Origin of the sequence: Crocosphaera sp., from assembly GCF_030064895.1 — a bacterium.
GTDB lineage: Bacteria > Cyanobacteriota > Cyanobacteriia > Cyanobacteriales > Microcystaceae > Crocosphaera.
Genome location: NZ_JASJEB010000061.1, coordinates 17,805 through 33,986 on the forward strand (window position 1 = coordinate 17,805; position 16,182 = coordinate 33,986).

11 protein-coding genes are annotated in these 16,182 nt (G+C 35.1%); 5 read left to right on the plus strand and 6 right to left on the minus strand.

Annotation, left to right across the window (positions count from 1 at the left end; all coding sequences use genetic code 11):
• Window positions 1–1,032, plus strand: coding sequence for a pyruvate dehydrogenase (acetyl-transferring) E1 component subunit alpha (gene pdhA / locus QNJ66_RS14325; RefSeq protein WP_300508049.1), 1,032 nt, complete (start codon window positions 1–3; stop codon window positions 1,030–1,032).
• A 199-nt stretch (window positions 1,033–1,231) separates the two neighbouring features.
• On the opposite strand, the gene recG is transcribed toward pdhA, so the two are convergent.
• Window positions 1,232–3,691: an ATP-dependent DNA helicase RecG gene (gene recG, locus QNJ66_RS14330; protein WP_300508125.1), complete on the minus strand. Its 2,460-nt coding sequence runs from the start codon at window positions 3,689–3,691 to the stop codon at window positions 1,232–1,234.
• Between the two features lie 216 nt (window positions 3,692–3,907).
• On the opposite strand from recG, the gene QNJ66_RS14335 reads away from it, so the two are divergent.
• Together QNJ66_RS14335 and QNJ66_RS14340 are read left to right on the plus strand one after the other, a co-directional pair.
• Window positions 3,908–4,408, plus strand: coding sequence for a hypothetical protein (locus tag QNJ66_RS14335; protein WP_300508050.1), 501 nt, complete (start codon window positions 3,908–3,910; stop codon window positions 4,406–4,408).
• Between the two features lie 275 nt (window positions 4,409–4,683).
• Entirely contained in the window at window positions 4,684–5,571 is an 888-nt protein-coding gene (locus QNJ66_RS14340) for a pentapeptide repeat-containing protein (RefSeq protein WP_300508052.1), read from the plus strand.
• Between the two features lie 101 nt (window positions 5,572–5,672).
• Here the strand turns inward: QNJ66_RS14340 and QNJ66_RS14345 are convergent, their stop codons facing one another.
• The 3 genes from QNJ66_RS14345 to QNJ66_RS14355 all read right to left on the minus strand — a co-directional run bounded on the left by QNJ66_RS14345 (window position 5,673) and on the right by QNJ66_RS14355 (window position 8,856).
• Window positions 5,673–6,770 (minus strand): hypothetical protein, encoded by a 1,098-nt coding sequence (locus QNJ66_RS14345; protein ID WP_300508054.1) that lies wholly within the window; start codon window positions 6,768–6,770, stop codon window positions 5,673–5,675.
• A 31-nt stretch (window positions 6,771–6,801) separates the two neighbouring features.
• Window positions 6,802–7,779 carry a hypothetical protein gene (locus QNJ66_RS14350; RefSeq protein ID WP_300508055.1) on the minus strand — a complete coding sequence of 326 codons (978 nt, stop codon included), beginning with the start codon at window positions 7,777–7,779 and terminating at the stop codon, window positions 6,802–6,804.
• 447 nt (window positions 7,780–8,226) lie between these two features.
• Window positions 8,227–8,856 carry an ABC transporter ATP-binding protein gene (locus QNJ66_RS14355; RefSeq protein WP_300508057.1) on the minus strand — a complete coding sequence of 210 codons (630 nt, stop codon included), beginning with the start codon at window positions 8,854–8,856 and terminating at the stop codon, window positions 8,227–8,229.
• Window positions 8,857–9,330: 474 nt separating this feature from the next.
• Between QNJ66_RS14355 and QNJ66_RS14360 the strand changes: the two genes are divergently transcribed.
• Window positions 9,331–10,791: a cation:proton antiporter gene (locus QNJ66_RS14360; RefSeq protein WP_300508059.1), complete on the plus strand. Its 1,461-nt coding sequence runs from the start codon at window positions 9,331–9,333 to the stop codon at window positions 10,789–10,791.
• 134 nt (window positions 10,792–10,925) lie between these two features.
• On the opposite strand, the gene QNJ66_RS14365 is transcribed toward QNJ66_RS14360, so the two are convergent.
• Window positions 10,926–11,477 (minus strand): thioredoxin family protein, encoded by a 552-nt coding sequence (locus tag QNJ66_RS14365; protein WP_300508061.1) that lies wholly within the window; start codon window positions 11,475–11,477, stop codon window positions 10,926–10,928.
• Between the two features lie 98 nt (window positions 11,478–11,575).
• On the opposite strand from QNJ66_RS14365, the gene QNJ66_RS14370 reads away from it, so the two are divergent.
• Window positions 11,576–11,980 carry an NIL domain-containing protein gene (locus QNJ66_RS14370; RefSeq protein ID WP_300508062.1) on the plus strand — a complete coding sequence of 135 codons (405 nt, stop codon included), beginning with the start codon at window positions 11,576–11,578 and terminating at the stop codon, window positions 11,978–11,980.
• Between the two features lie 93 nt (window positions 11,981–12,073).
• On the opposite strand, the gene QNJ66_RS14375 is transcribed toward QNJ66_RS14370, so the two are convergent.
• Window positions 12,074–15,793 carry an NACHT domain-containing protein gene (locus QNJ66_RS14375; RefSeq protein ID WP_300508064.1) on the minus strand — a complete coding sequence of 1,240 codons (3,720 nt, stop codon included), beginning with the start codon at window positions 15,791–15,793 and terminating at the stop codon, window positions 12,074–12,076.
• Between the last annotated feature and the right edge of the window lie 389 nt (window positions 15,794–16,182).

Here is a 16,182-nt window from a genome sequence, read left to right on the forward strand (position 1 = left end):
ATGGTTTCCGAACGTACTTTGCCTGAATTTAATACAGTATCGATTCAACTGACCAAAGCAGAAGGGTTAATGTTGTATGAAGATATGACCTTAGGACGCTTATTCGAGGATAAATGTGCTGAGATGTATTATCGGGGTCGAATGTTTGGCTTTGTCCATCTCTACAACGGACAGGAAGCGGTTTCTACTGGTATTATTAAAGCGTTACGCCCCGATGAAGACTATGTATCGAGTACCTATCGGGACCACGTTCATGCTCTTAGTTGTGGGGTTCCCCCTCGAGAAGTTATGGCCGAGTTATTTGGCAAAGAAACCGGTTGTAGTAAAGGCCGTGGGGGGTCGATGCACTTATTTTCGGAAAAACACCGTCTGTTAGGGGGTTATGCTTTTGTAGCTGAGGGTATTCCTGTGGCCACAGGTGCAGCCTTTCAAAGTAAGTATAGACGAGAAATGATGGGAGATAATACAGCCGATCAAGTGACGACCTGTTTCTTTGGAGATGGGGCCAGCAATAATGGTCAATTTTTTGAATGTTTGAATATGGCCGCTTTGTGGAAGTTACCAATTATTTATGTGGTGGAAAATAATAAATGGGCGATCGGGATGGCCCACGATCGCGCGACTTCCCAACAGGAAATTTACAAAAAAGCCAGTGTCTTTGATATGGTAGGGGTAGAAGTGGACGGCATGGATGTTCTGGCGGTGAGAAAAGTGGCCCAAGAGGCCATCGCCCGCGCCCGTGCTGGAGAAGGCCCAACTTTAATCGAAGCGTTAACCTATCGTTTTCGAGGTCACTCCCTGGCCGATCCCGATGAACTGCGATCAACTGATGAAAAGCAGTTTTGGGGTAACAAAGATCCTATTCAACGTTTAGAAGCTTATTTAATTGAGCATAATTTAGCTAATCAAAGTGAGTTGGATGAAATTAAGCAAAAGGTTCAAGCATCTGTTGATGATGCCGTAAAATTTGCTGAAGAAAGTCCTGAACCCGATCCCAAGGAGTTATATCGTTACATTTTTGCTGAAAACTAGATAGGGGGTGTGGGAAGTGTGGGAAGTGTGGGGAGTATGGGAAGAATAGAAACATTTATATTTTGTGATATTTTGATCCTCTATCTCCCAGTATCCCCGTCCCCCAGTCTCACCATCTCCATCCCTATCTCAACAGATAATTTTGTTAATATGATTAGTTCTAAATTAATTAATACTTTATCTGGAAAATTGTTGATAATTAAGTCAATATTTCTCCTCCCATTAACTTTTTATAACGACTTTCTAATTCTTTTTTCAATGAGGGTAAACCCCCTAAATTTTTATCTGCTACAATGATTTTTTCTGCTGCTACTCTAGCTAATTCTAACACTTCTTGGTCTTCGACTAAACTAGCTAAAGCAAAGTCTGGTAAACCAGATTGACGAGTTCCTAAGACTGTTCCTGGTCCACGAAATCTTAAGTCCATTTCTGATATGAAAAAGCCATCTTGGGACTGTTCTAGAACACTTAATCTTTGCTTAGCATCGGGTGTTTTACTACTACTCATCAATAGACAATAAGACTTATGAGAACCTCTTCCTACTCTACCTCTTAATTGATGGAGTTGTGAAAGTCCGAACCGTTCTGCATTTTCGATTAACATTACGGTTGCATTGGGGACATCTACCCCTACTTCTATGACAGTTGTTGAGACAATAATCTGATATTCATTGTCTCGAAAAGCGGTCAAAACTTCATCTTTTTCTGCTGAAGTCATACGTCCGTGTAACAGTCCAATATTAAAGTCTGGGAACACTTTTTCTGAGAGTTTTTCATGTTCTTCTACGGCTGCTTTTACATCTAATTTTTCGGATTCTTCAATCATGGGAAAAATGATATAAACTTGTCTTCCTTGGGCGACTTCTCTGCGAATTAAATCATAAGCTTGGGTACGTTCTTTTCCTGTTAATGCTGTAGTTTGGATAGCTTGTCTTCCGGGGGGTAATTCATCAATTTGACTAACATCTAAATCCCCGTGTAAGGTTAAAGCTAATGTGCGAGGAATAGGGGTTGCAGTCATAGTTAAAACATGGGGAGATTTACCTTTTGCTAATAGTTTTGCCCGTTGTTGTACTCCAAAGCGATGTTGTTCATCGATGACGACTAAGCCCAATTTTTGAAAGTTTACGGGGTCTTGAATTAAAGCATGGGTTCCCACTAAAAGAGGTAATTCTGCTGTGATTAATTGACGATGTATTTCTTCTCTTTTGGCTTTTTTTGTAGAACCAGTTAACAGTTCTACGGGTAAATATAACTGATTAAACCAAGGTACTAATTTACGATAATGTTGTTCTGCTAATACTTCTGTTGGTGCCATTAATGCTGCTTGATACCCAGATTGTAATGCGGCTAAAATGGCAAAAACTGCGACAATTGTTTTTCCTGCGCCGACATCTCCTTGTACTAAGCGATTCATCGGCGTAACTGAGTTTAAGTCTTCTAAAATTTCATTGATAACTCGTTGTTGAGCGTTGGTTAAACTAAAGGGTAATATCTTATTAAACTGCTCAATTAATTTACCTTGAGGGGTAAAGACTGCACTATTATGGATCTGTTTTTGTTCTTGACGACGTTGCAAAAATCCTAATTGTAAATAAAAGAATTCATCAAATACTAACCTGCGTCTTGCATGAGCTAATAATTCGGGATTTTCAGGAAAATGAATGTTATTAATAGCTTCTTTTAATCCCATTAATCCATATTCTTCTCTCAATATTCTGGGTAGGGGATCTCTAATTTGTTTAATTGCTTCTAAACTAGCAATAATTACTTTACGAATTAAATCAGCACCAACCCCTTCAGTTAAGGGATATACTGGTAAAACTCGACCAATTTTTAGGGAATCAATACTCGACCCTAAGCTATCTAAAACTTCAATTTCTGGATTTTCTAATGTTACTCCATAGCGGTTTTGTTTCACTAATCCTGATGCTGCTACCACTGCACCCATAGGATACAATCTTTTTTGTCTTTCTTGCCATCCCCTATTAGTAAATCTAGCACCAGCAAAAAAACGATTTAGTTTAATTTGTCCGGTATTATCTTTTAATATTAATTCAAAAATGCTCAATTTTTTGTTTTTGGGACTGGTAAAACAATTACAGCGTTTCACTGTTCCTATTATGGTCACTGTTTCCCCGGCTACTAGATGACAAATAGAGACTTGACGCGCATAATCAATATGATCACGGGGATAATAAAATAAAATATCTTTAACTGTATATAAACCCAATTTTTTTAATAAGTCTCCTCTGGAATAACCTACTTCTGCTAAGGTGCTTAAAGACTGATCTAAAGTAATAGGACGAAGTGACGATGTTTTATCCTTAATAGCTTTGGTTTTTGGTAACTTTGGGGATGGGGGTTCCGTTGGGGTTTCTAAGGTTTTTCTCAGTGAATATAAAAATTGACGGGTTTGGCTAATTAGGGTCTTTCTTTGTGCAACAGTTAGGTTGGAATAATTAGCGTATTGTGTAGCGAAATCTTGCCAACGACGGCGATCGCTAATAGGAGTCCCACTGGGAGGACTTTGACCAAAACTAAAGCACAAAAATTCATTAAATTGATATTGATTACCCTGTAAATTGGTAAACCCTCTTTCAGCTTCAATAGAAAGAGCTTTATCTAAACGTATCCAGTCGGGGTTTTCTGATGCCATGGTCATGGATGAAGTGAACACCTAGAATTTTTATTGTGCCACAAATAGGAAATAATGAGCCAATACTATAGAGAGTTTTTCCAAAAATTTTCTTTTAGGAAAAATTTCTAATTTGCAAATTAGAAAATAATAATAGTCTATTAATTTTTACTGATTATTGATCACTTAGTTGAAAATTTGCTAAAACTAACATTGATAATAACTAAAAGACCTTCAATGAATAATGTAATTTTGATGAGATGTCAAACACTTATAATGGCAGGAATGGTGTCAATCATAGCTATATTAAGTCCTCCTGCCCTTTCCCAAAAAAAAGAAGAAGAATCAATTTTAATCGAATCAACTATTACTGAGGATGTTGACCCATTAGAAGCAGTGACGGTGGAAGACCTTAAGATCCCAGTGGATCAACTAGAATTATTGGTGAAACCATTGAGCCTTGAAGAGCTACAAACAGAGGCCGCTGCTTGGTTCCTGCTGCTCAAAGATAAAGCTGTAGAAATTAGTACAGCAGAAATTGCGATTAAGCGAGAAAATCAAATTATTAAAGAGGGAGAAGAGGCAGATAAAGCAGTTAGCAAAGCGAAAGAAGAACTGTCTAAAGCTGAGTCAGCTTTGAATGAAACTACCTCTGGTACGCCAAGCTTCCACAAAACCATCTATCCATCTCCCTGTCAAAGTTTTCACCTTTTTAGAATACCTTTAGAATCTCCATAAATTTATTGCAAGGAGATGTCAAAAATTAGATATGAATACGCATAATTAGATAAAATACTTTACAAAATAATGTGAGTAAAACTCAATAACAAATAAGTTTTTTAACAAATGGTACTGGGTGACACTAATCTTGTTTTCTGGGGAGTAGAATGAGATATATGAACACTTTTATCCTCTTGTCTTAACGAAGATAAGCATCTGAGTTGCTATTAATCAAGCCGTACGATTTGCTGCCTTCTAGTGAATTACCATCTTTGAGTGTGTCTAACCCCATTATGAATATTAGTCACTTACTACGACAATATGAACAAGGCCGCCGAGACTTCCCAGAACTTAATTTAGCTGGGGTTGATTTATCTAAAGTCATGTTGATTTCTGTTAATTTAACCAAATCAAACTTAATGGGAATTAACTTTAGTCGTGGATTTCTTACTAAATCTAATTTAAGCCAAGCTAGTTTGAATTGGAGTGATTTAACCTACGCTAAAATGAGTGAATCTCAATTGATTGACACAGATTTGACTAAAGCTAATTTAACCGGGGCGTTTATGGTTAAATCTATTTTAAAGTCGGCTAAGTTAAGTGGGGCTAATTTATCTTATAGCAATTTTCGGGCTGCTAATTTATCTTATGCTAATTGTTGTGGGGCTAATCTTCACCAAATTAACCTGAGAGAAGCCAATCTAACAGGGGTTAATTTTAATTGGGCAAATCTATCTAAAGCCCGTCTTAGTTGTACTATCTTACAAAAGGCATCATTTTTTGGCAGCAATTTAAGCTCTGCATTTATTAAAGAGGCCGATCTAAGACATACAAACTTAGAACAAGTTAATTTTCAAAATTCGCGCCTTAGCTATAGTAACCTAGAAGGGGCAAATCTTCAAGGGGCAAATCTTCAAGGGGCTAAATTGCGTTATATTAATTTGCGTGAGGCTAATTTACAAGGGGCAAATTTAAGGGATACGGATTTAGAAGGGGCTGATTTAACGAACGCGATTGTTGAAAATGCTGATTTTACCAATGCAAGATTTAGCGAAACTAGAGTAATTGGAACTTACTTAAAACACAACACCATTACAGAAAATTTATCAGAATTACAACTTAAAAAAAATCCAAACTATGCAGTATCTTTTGAACTTTTATCAAGAGGTTTTGCTGTTTAATAAGACCCCACCGTTAACGGTGAGGTTTAAATAAGAGGGGCAAATCAAATTATGTTATTGGTTTGTTATGGTATTTTATGTCGATTTGCCTTCTCCATGTCTTATTTACTTTTTTGTTGATTTTTAGCTTGTTCCATAGCTATTTCTTTCATCGCTTCAAAGGAATTTCGATTAGAGGTTCCCTCAATAGCTTTCACAGCTAAATCTTGTACTTGTTTCAAGGATGCTTCTAATTGTTGAGAGAGACTTTGTTGACGAGTTTCTTGATTTTGTATGGTTTCTTCTAAGGCAGCAATTCTTAATTCATAATTCTGTTTTTCTCCTTCTATTTCTTTGGTTCTTAAGTCTGATTTTATTTTAGCTTGATAGTTTCCTATACCTTTACCTTCTTCTTTACCTTGTTTTATTTTTTGTTCTAATTCTTCTTCTAATTTTTTCACTTTATCTTTTGCTTCTTCTTGTTTTTTCTCTTGTTCAATAATACTATCTTCTCTTTCTTTCCATTGTTTTTCCTGGGTTTCTTTACTCTCTTTTAATTCTTGATATAAGTTTTGTTTTTCGGCTTCATATTCTTCTTTATTTATTTGTCTTTCGAGTTCTAAGTTATAAATATATTGTTCTTCATCTCGTTTTTTATTGGTCAAATATTCCTGATCTCGTTCTCGAATTTCTCGGTTACGATTTAGTTTTTCTTTATGCCAATTTTTTCGTAAGTCTTCTATTTCCTTCGTTAAAATTTCCTGTTGTTTATTAAACTCTTCTTCATTGGTTTTTGCTGTAGTTTGATATTCTTCTACTAAGCGAGATAAAGTTTCATTTTCAATGGTTTCTATTTGATGTAATTCTGCTAATTCTGCTAACTCTTCTGTGGAAAATTTATTGAGTTCTGCTAATAAGTCAGCTTCTGTCATTAATTGTTCCGATAAATGACTAACTGCACTACCAAAATTACTTTGTAATTTCTCTAAGTTTTCAATGGTTAAAGTAATATTATTATTAGGGATTTCGGTTTGAGTTTTCATTATCTTTTTCTGAGAGGAGTTATCGGGTTTATTATCTTGAGAAACTGTTGATTTGACTGTAGACTTTTGTGTTTGTTGTTTTACTTGTTTTTCTAATGCTGATTTTTCTTGCATTAGTTCGTCATAAGCTTCCAATATTTGTGCTTTTGTACTTTTAGAGTTGATTTTTTGAGCCATGATTTTTACCTCTTAATTAGTGAAATTATCTTTAGTTATTGCCTTGAAATGCCCGTAAAGCCAAGTTTTGTGATTGCTCTGTTGTATTTTGTAACTGGGTAGTTAACTCGGTAATTTGTTCATTATTTTGGTTTATTTTTGTTTCTAAGGATTGGATTTTTAATTCATATCCTTGTTTGCTTAATTCCCACTCTTTTTCAATTAAGTTAATTTTAACTTGAGCATCTCTATCAGCTGTTTTAATGGCTTCTCCTTTGGCTTTATTGTATTCTTCTTTAACTTTTTCCTCTAATTGAGTAATTTTTTGCTCATTTTCTGTAAATTCTGTAGCTTGTTGATTTAAGACATTTTCTCGCTCGTTCCAAGCTTTTTCTTTTGCCGTATTCAACAGTTGTAATTCTCTTTCTTGTTTACGTTTTTTTTCCTCATATTCATCATTTTCAACTTTTCTTAGTAGTTGAATTTCATATTGATGATTAGCTATTTCTTGTTCCCGTTGTTTATTGATTAATTCAGCTTCCTCTTCTATTCTAGTTGTAACTTCTTGGTTCTCTTTTTCCCAAATAGCTCTAGTTTTTTCTTGTTCTTTTTCTATGGTTTCTTTTTGCTGATTACTGTCTTCTCGTAATCGTCTCAATTTTTCTTGATGTTCTTGTCTTAGAATATAAAGAGAATCCGCTACTAATCTAACTTGACGTAATTTTTGAAGTTCTTCTTGTTTAACTGTAATAGCTTTTTTTAGTTCATCTAATTTGGTAGATTCTGTTGTTAAATTATCGGATAAATTTTGAATGATTTGGCCAAAATCTAGTTGCAAAGAAGCCATACTATTAACAATATTGTTAACTGTATATTCCCCTGCTTTGTCTAGTAATTGCTGATTTTTTTCCTTTTCTAATTCCTCCTCTTTGGTAATAATACTCGATTCTTGTTGATTATATTTGTCTAAAAATTGATTGAAATTAGACAAAATTTGCTCTTTAGTCTCTGGAAATGTCTCTTGTGTCATAATCTTAATTTTCTTCGATAAAAGTGCTGAAAAGTTGAGCAACCCATAGCAAAAGTTGACCAAACATTGAACATTGAACATTTTGGTTTCAAGCCTCTCCCTAAAGGGAGAAAGAAGTTTGGGAGAGGTTTCAAGCCTACTTCCAAACGAATGATAAATGATAAATGAAATGACCCACTTTGTCTTGCTTAAATGTTGATTTTTTAGTCAACATTCATATAATACTTATGTATTATATAGAAGTCAAGTGCGATTAAAAAAAATTTACCATCTAGAAACTGTCCGTGATAGTTAAAATACGCACAAAGAACGGGAACACACTGAAAGTATGCCCATTTTGTTAACAAGAATCACAGTAAATACCAAATTTTTTGAAAAAATGGTAACATAGCCTTCTAGACTCTAAAAAGCAGTCTCCTGATGTTAGAATATGAACGCTATAATTGGTTAGTTAACCAAGGCTAATTCCCCTTTATTAATGCGCCAACATCGATCAGCGATCGCCAATAGTTCATCGGGATCATGGGAAACAATCAATAAAGTCCAATGTTGCTTTAATTTAGACAAAAGTTTAGCCAACTGTTGTCGCATTGACCAATCTAAACCTGCTGTAGGTTCATCTAATAGCAATAAATTGGGTTGACGAATTAATTGAACCGCTAGGGCCAAACGTCGTTGTTGTCCTCCACTTAAGCGATGGGGAGAGGTATTAAGAGGAATGTCTTGCAATCCAACTTCTGCCAGAGCATTTCTAATATTTTCTGTGGTAATTTCTGGATGACCCAAGCGTAATTCTTCTAAGATATTACTCCCACAAAAATGACGTTCAGGAAACTGAAAAACTAGCCCACAGAGTTCTTGTAATTCTAAAAAAGTTAATTCTTGATCACGCCAAAAAATACGTCCTTTTGTTTGTTGAGCTAGTCCTGCTAAAATTTCTAATAAGGTTGTTTTTCCTGAACCACTCGGACCGACAACAAGTCCTAATTCTTGTGTTCCTAATTCTAAATTAGTAGGCTTTAAAATCGGCTCAATTGTTGCAGGGGGATGATAAATAACATCTTTGAGATATAGCATTAATCAATAAATTATTCCTAATGATTTATCCTAAGAGATAAGTCGTTTACTTTTTTATATTTCATTGTACATTAATACCCCTATCAAATTAAACCGCTATCCGGAGGAAACTAGGGATTGTCTGCAAAGTTCAAAAATCTTAGTTGAGGGACGCAGAGAAAGCAGAGGAAGCAGAGGGGGAAATTAGTTTATTTTTAATATTCTAATAGTTTGCAGACAGAGCCTAACGAAGGAACCTCTTTAAGTCTGGCTGGTTGATAGTCAGCTATACCGCTACGCGAAATTAATTTGCAGCCTCCATTGATATAAATAAATGGTATTTTATTTACCATTGATTTTAGACTATGCTATAATCCATACTGTACTAGGACAAAAATTAATCAGGACATTTTTTGTATTATTAACACCGAGGGTAGTCGAGGTGTTAATAATTGATTATTAATTGTTCATTGTCCATTGTCAATTATACATATAATGAATGCTTTAACGATTATTTGGATCGCTTTACCATTATTTATTGGGTTTAGTATTTATTTGCTTCCCTCAATATGTCGCTATCTTGCTTTCGGAGTAGGGATAATTTCCCTAGCTTACGGTTTAAACACATCCATCTTATCTGCCCCCCTAGATATAAACTTACTGGATAATTTCGGGGTAATTTTATTAATTGATGAATTAAGCGGCTTTTTTATTTTAACCAATGCTTTAGTCACATTAGGGGTTATTCTTTATTGTTGGCATAGTGATAAAACTAGCTTTTTTTATACTCAAGTAATTATCTTACATGGAAGCGTTAATGCTGCTTTTATTTGTGCTGATTTTATCAGTTTATATGTCGCTTTAGAGGTAATTAGTATTGCTGCATTTTTACTCATTGCTTATCCGAGAAGCGATCGCTCAATTTGGGTAGCATTGCGTTATCTTTTTGTCAGTAATACTGCTATGTTATTTTATCTGGTAGGTACTGTTTTAGTCTATCAGGCACACCATTCTTTTAGCTTTGAAGGTTTAAAAGGTGCGCCCCTCGAAGCAGTGGCTTTAATTTTTTTGGGACTGTTAGCTAAAGGGGGTATTTTTGTTGTAGGTTTATGGTTACCATTGACCCATTCTGAATCAGAAACTCCTGTTTCTGCTATGTTATCAGGAGTGGTAGTTAAAGCGGCTATTTATCCTTTAGTTCGTTGTACATTAATGGTTCCTGAAGTTGATCCTATTGTCCGTATTTTTGGCGTAGGAACGGCATTATTAGGTGTTTTTTATGCCATTTTTGAACAAGATGCCAAACGAATGTTAGCTTTTTCCACTGTTTCCCAATTAGGCTTTATTTTAGCAGCCCCAGAAGTAGGTGGATTTTATGCTTTGACTCATGGTTTGGTGAAATCTTCTTTATTTTTGATGGCGGGAACTTTACCCAGTCGTAACCTTAGAGAACTGAAAAATAAACCCATGAATACTGCTCTTTGGATACCTTTAGTTATAGCCAGTTTTTCAATTTCAGGATTTCCCTTATTATCGGGGTTTGGTGCTAAGGTATTGACCATGAAAAACTTATTAGATTGGCAAGTTTTTGCTATGAATGTGGCTGCATTAGGTACGGCTACAGCCTTTGCTAAATTTATTTTCTTGCCCCACAAAAAAGATGGAGGAAGTAAAATAAAAAAAGGATTTTGGCCAGCTATTATTATATTATTAACTGGCTTATTGATCGCCAATGGGGTTTATTATCAAGCCTATACTCTCGGTAATATTATTAAACCTTTGGCTACGATTTTTTTGGCATGGTTAACCTATAGTTTGATTGTACAACGAATAGTTATTAAACTGCCTCGTGTAGCTGAACAGTTTGAGCATTTGATCGGAGTTATGAGTTTAATATTAATCTTCGTCTTTTGGTTACTATTGGGCAATCAAATATCAATATCTGCTATTTCGTAGTTATGTTCAGCAATTAATAATATTAACGTTGTAGGGGTTAACGGCCGTTGACCCCTACAAAAATGTGTAACTTAACTTTAGGAGAGTCGGATTTTTGATGAAAACAGTATCAAAAATCCTTGGTTTAACTAATTCTAATTAGACTTAACTTGAGAACTATGACTACGGGGATCACTAATAGGGTTATTAGGACTTTTTAACTCCGAAGTTTGTCCCGTAGCAGCAGCGTAAGGTAAGGTTTGATGGTCAATTAATGCCTCTAAGTTGGCTTCCATAACTGATGAAGGTTGTTCGCCGATCGCTTGGGCAATCTCTTTTCCTTGATCATCGATAAAGACAAAATGAGGGATACCATCCACTCGGTAACGCAAAATCTCGGGCAACCATTTATTATTATCTACGTTGAACATAACAAAGTTGATCGAATCAGCGTATTTTTGCTTCAATTGAGCTAATTCTGGGGCCATAGATTGGCAACTGGTACACCAATCGGCGTAAAATTCCGTTAAGGTGGGTTTACCGTTGGCGATCGCTACTTCTATGGGGGTTGAGTTTTTGGCTTGGCTTTCTAGAGAAACGGAACCAGTTTGGGTTTGAAAGCCAAAAAATATCGCTATACTAAGGGTAATGGCAGCAAAAGCGATGAGTGTATTTCTGATACGATTTGCATTAACAATTTCAGACATATAAGTTTTTAAACAAAAAGCATTTTAACTTCTTATCTATTTTATAATATTTTATCTATTTGTGAACTTAATATTAATTCTTAGGCATAAATTCAATCATGAAAAAACGAGTTACTCTTACTTTCCCCAAGCGTACGGTACAAATGCCGTTAACTTATCGTTTAGCTAAAGATTTTAATATTGCTTCTAACATTATTCGCGCCCAAGTTGCTCCCAATCAAGTGGGAAAGTTAGTGTTAGAATTGTTGGGGGATATTGATGCGATCGAAGCAGCTATTGATTGGATGCAATCTCAAGAGATTGGTGTTTCTTTAGCTAGTCGTGAAATTACCATTAATGAGGAACAATGTGTTGACTGTGGTTTGTGTACTGGAGTCTGTCCTACAGAAGCGTTAATACTTGAGCCAGACACCTTTAAGTTATCCTTTCGGCGTTCTCTTTGTATCGTTTGTGAACAGTGTATTCCTGCTTGTCCAGTACAAGCTATTTCTACTACTTTTTAATAGTATAGAAAAAAGCTCAAAAGCAAAACCTTGTAGGCCGATGCACTCCCCACCTTACAGTAATGTCCTAATTTTTGATTTTTCTAGCAAAATCTAGATAATTGCACCATGTTTTTCAAGACATTTTGCTATTTCTGGTTTTATTCCAGTTGCATTTCTAAAATCAGCTTTAAGAACATTTTGAAAATGGTGAATTACATCTACAACTTTAAATTTAATAATGTCAAATATTATCACATGACCGCTTCTAAGTAAGATAAATACATTCTGAGTAGGTACATCAAAAAAGACTTCTTTAACACCAGAGACTATCATATTAGGGTGATATAAATTTACACAATCACTATATTTACTATCATAAATAATTTGTTTAGTTATAAAATCAATCAAGACAAATGATGTATGAGAAGCCGCACAAATTAATGAACCCTCGTCATTAATAGCAATTTTCCTTACTCCATCAACAGCAAGTTCATCTATGATACTAAGGTCATTTGGATTTAAAAATAAAATTCTATCTTTTTCTTTATTAGTTCTGTTAAAGAAATAATATTGAACAGCCACCAATTTTCCTGAAGGATGAAACAGAATATTTTTAGAATTGAATCTATTCCATGCTCTGTTTGATTTTACTTTTAAACTGTCAATATCCCATACTATAAGTTCAGAACTGCTCGAACTAGCTAATAGATTTTTATCAGGAATAATTGCAATACTTGTTATAGTATCCTGGTGTTTTGTGAGAACTTTGATCTCTTTATTTAACAAGACATCGTATACATAAATATCAGAATTTTGACACAATAAAAACAACAATTTTGAATTAGACGTAAAAGTAAAATCTGATGTCAATCCATTTAAGTTAAGTTCTACATCAGAAATTTGAATAGTTGATATTTTTTCTAGTGTTTGTGAGTCTCTAATCTCAAAATTATTGTATCCACTGCTGAATAAAAATTTTCCATCTGGACTATGTTTTATATCCCCATTCCATGTAATCTTTGTTTCAATTCTCGTTATTATTGACTGTAACTTTAAGTCCCATAAAATAATGTCATCAAATGAAACTATTGCCAATTGAGGTTTATGTGGATGAAGAGAAAAGGCTCCATCAAATTGACGAATCTGAAATTCAACTCCACTTAAATTGGTATATTGAAAGTTTGAATTGGCAATTTTTACATCACCAAAGTTAGAATCTTCTAAATTAGCCCTTTCAAAACGAGTATTTGATAAGTCTAATTCAATCTCTCTGTAAATTCTTAAGTCATAATTATCTAATAAACTGAGGTCAAGACCAGTTAAATTTGTATCTGAAAAGTCATTATCTTTTAATGAATCTGGATTGATAAAAGAAAGCAAAGTGATAATATTACCTCCAACAAATCCTACTTCTTTTGCAGATTTGCCCCGTGTATTTTCAATTATTTTTAATAGCCTTATCTTAAGTTCTTCTTGATCTGAAATAAGCATATCCTCCATTAAAACAATAATTGCTGGAGTTAGCTTTTGCTTGCCAAAAGTTTCTGCCAATAAACAAATATCTTCAGCCACAAACTCTTGCAGATTAGCATTATTTCTCTTTGATTCTGGCAGAAAATAGGATGACCAACTATAATTCTGTGGCGTAGTATTTACACCCAAATTAGATTTTGCTTGTGCTAGTTCTATAAAATCTGGTGCTAAAATTCCTAACTCTGCCGCAAACTTATAAGCAACAAAAAACTCTAACAAAGAACGATGAGCCGGACTATAATCTCCTTGCGCATTACGAATTAGCATAGTTTGCCCCATCATGTCATAATGCCAGTGATCTAAGTCCTTTTCTTCCTGCACAATAGAACCAAAAAGACGACGAATTCGCTCTGGAAAAAGCCGATAATTTAAACTCATAGCATCTGTTGAAAGCATCTCCCATGACAATTCACACAAGAAGTAAAGCTTATCTGATAGGGAAGTAAAAGTTCGTTCAGCTTTGATATCTCTTTGCATTTTCTGTTTAACTGCATAGAGATAAACTCGTGATATATCTATTGGTCTCTCGGCTTCAATATCTGGTAATGCTTCCAAAATTAGATCGCTCATCACCGGACGACTAGCTAATTCTAATAGTTGGGGATTACTCATCACTTTGTCAACAGTTTCTGGCTCAGCTTCAGAGGACAAAACTTGCTGGATTTGTTCTTCGGTAAATTTCTCAAGTTCCAGCACTTCAAATTGAGGAGCTTCTGCGATCAAAGCAGTAGTAGATGCTTGTAATTCACCACTCAATAAAGCTCGTCCTTCTTTCGCTTCTGGAAAGTGTTCTGTTCGACAGGTGAGAATAACTTTTGTTCCTGGAACAACAACCTTTGCTAGTTCCCAAAAATTGTTGATCATGTCTTGACGGCTAATTCGTGTTGCCATTTCATCAAAACCATCAAAAATAAGCAGTAATTTGCCCATACGGTTGAGTTGTTCAAAAGCATCGTAATGAGGCAAAGGTATTTTGTATTTACGAAAGAAAAACTCTGAAAACAAAGATTCCACACTGACAGCTTTTGCATAGTCTCGCAAAGGAATAACCAAAGGTAAACGAGGAAGTGTAACCCCGCGTTTTTGACAATCTCGATAGCGTTGTATTGTAACCCAGGCATAATGTAGAGCAAACCATGTTTTTCCTGTGCCAAATTCACCTAAAATCGAGATATGTTCTTTCACAGGATCGTCTAACCAACGGTCGATATAACCATCTATCCAACCATCTTTTTCTCCATAAGAACTGACTGCAATTTTCTTTTGAGTATTGATGTCTATTTCTTCTTTAGTACAAGCAAGAGGAACATACTTTGTGTCAATTTTTCTCCGTTCTATCTCTCTCTCTAACCAGTCAAGATAGCCACTAAAGTCGGCATCCTGGGCTAAAATTTCATCAAAGGTATAGCAACTTAAAAAATCATTTTCTTCTTTCTCAACTTCATGAAGTGCTGCTGGTGCAATACGACGAGTAGTTACCAACCACCCCTCATCAGTCTGTCGCTCTTCTACTGACTGACGTAAACACATTACATCTCGGAGTCCAACCTCACCTTCAATTCCTCGCACAAGAACCCGATCATATCGATTGCGCCGTACAGGAATATTAATAATCCACTCAAAAAAGTTTTCTCTCCAAATTTCATCTTTTTCAAAGCGATAACCCAAGGTTTCAAACCAACTACGCATTTCTTGAGCAAGGGCGATCGTTTGAAATTTATTTGTTTGTATGGATGGAGTTAATTTATCTACGTTTTCTGCTAGAGTCAATCGAGCTATTTCCGTTCTTATAGCTTCTATATTTGGCAGTCTTTCAAGTTTTTCATGAAGACTGATCATAGTCTGGTGCAAAGAGTCTATTTTGTGATTCGTTAGTACGTCAGCAGGAGTTCGGCTGCATTTGACGACGTTTATAAATATTACGAGAAATGCTGCAATTTCTCGCTTAATATTAATGCCTAAACTTTTAACTTCATCTCCTAATGCATAACCTTCCACATAATGATCAACCTCGGAGAGCAAAATTGAGGAATTGCAATGATCAAATGCTTTACGAAAAGATTTTTTGATTGTTTCTTGCTCGAACAATTGTAAAAATTGCTTTGGTTTACCAACACCGTACTCTACCAAAGCATAAGCATAAACACCTGTGAAATCATTAGGGGGATGATCAGGTTCAAGATTAAATTGTTTTAATAATTTGATGACAGTTTGACTACGTTCTGCTTTATTTTTAATAATTGGACTGCTGATACTGGCGATAGTCCCTATTAATCTACCTATAGGAATTGATGACATAATATTTTATTTAAGAGACATTATCAATTTAATTTGGAGAGTCGTTTATAGTCGAGGGTAGCTAACGTGAGTTCGGAGTTCGGAGTTCGGAGTTCGGAGTTCGGAGTTATGATTTTCTTAATGAGAGAATGAACTTTTCAGACTTCTCATTTGAGTTAGTTTTCTATAAATTTCCTTATATCGAACTCAGGTAGCTAACAACAGAGTAACTATGTATAGTATATCAAAAGTAGGGAAAGTAAAATAAACAAGAGAGTTAGAAACCTAGTTAGTAAGGTGGGGAGTGCATCGGCCTACAGTAAGGTTTTAAGCAATTTTTGTAGTGCTATAACAAAACAAGGGATATTCACAAATAGTTGGATTTTTCAGAATATCCTTAAGCGATTTTC

Coding starts and splice junctions, on each gene's coding strand:
- pdhA (WP_300508049.1), top strand. CDS start 1: ATGGTTTCCGAACGTACTTTGCCTGAATTTAATACAGTATCGATTCAA.
- recG (WP_300508125.1), bottom strand. CDS start 3,691: ATGGCATCAGAAAACCCCGACTGGATACGTTTAGATAAAGCTCTTTCT.
- QNJ66_RS14335 (WP_300508050.1), top strand. CDS start 3,908: ATGAATAATGTAATTTTGATGAGATGTCAAACACTTATAATGGCAGGA.
- QNJ66_RS14340 (WP_300508052.1), top strand. CDS start 4,684: ATGAATATTAGTCACTTACTACGACAATATGAACAAGGCCGCCGAGAC.
- QNJ66_RS14345 (WP_300508054.1), bottom strand. CDS start 6,770: ATGGCTCAAAAAATCAACTCTAAAAGTACAAAAGCACAAATATTGGAA.
- QNJ66_RS14350 (WP_300508055.1), bottom strand. CDS start 7,779: ATGACACAAGAGACATTTCCAGAGACTAAAGAGCAAATTTTGTCTAAT.
- QNJ66_RS14355 (WP_300508057.1), bottom strand. CDS start 8,856: ATGCTATATCTCAAAGATGTTATTTATCATCCCCCTGCAACAATTGAG.
- QNJ66_RS14360 (WP_300508059.1), top strand. CDS start 9,331: ATGAATGCTTTAACGATTATTTGGATCGCTTTACCATTATTTATTGGG.
- QNJ66_RS14365 (WP_300508061.1), bottom strand. CDS start 11,477: ATGTCTGAAATTGTTAATGCAAATCGTATCAGAAATACACTCATCGCT.
- QNJ66_RS14370 (WP_300508062.1), top strand. CDS start 11,576: ATGAAAAAACGAGTTACTCTTACTTTCCCCAAGCGTACGGTACAAATG.
- QNJ66_RS14375 (WP_300508064.1), bottom strand. CDS start 15,793: ATGTCATCAATTCCTATAGGTAGATTAATAGGGACTATCGCCAGTATC.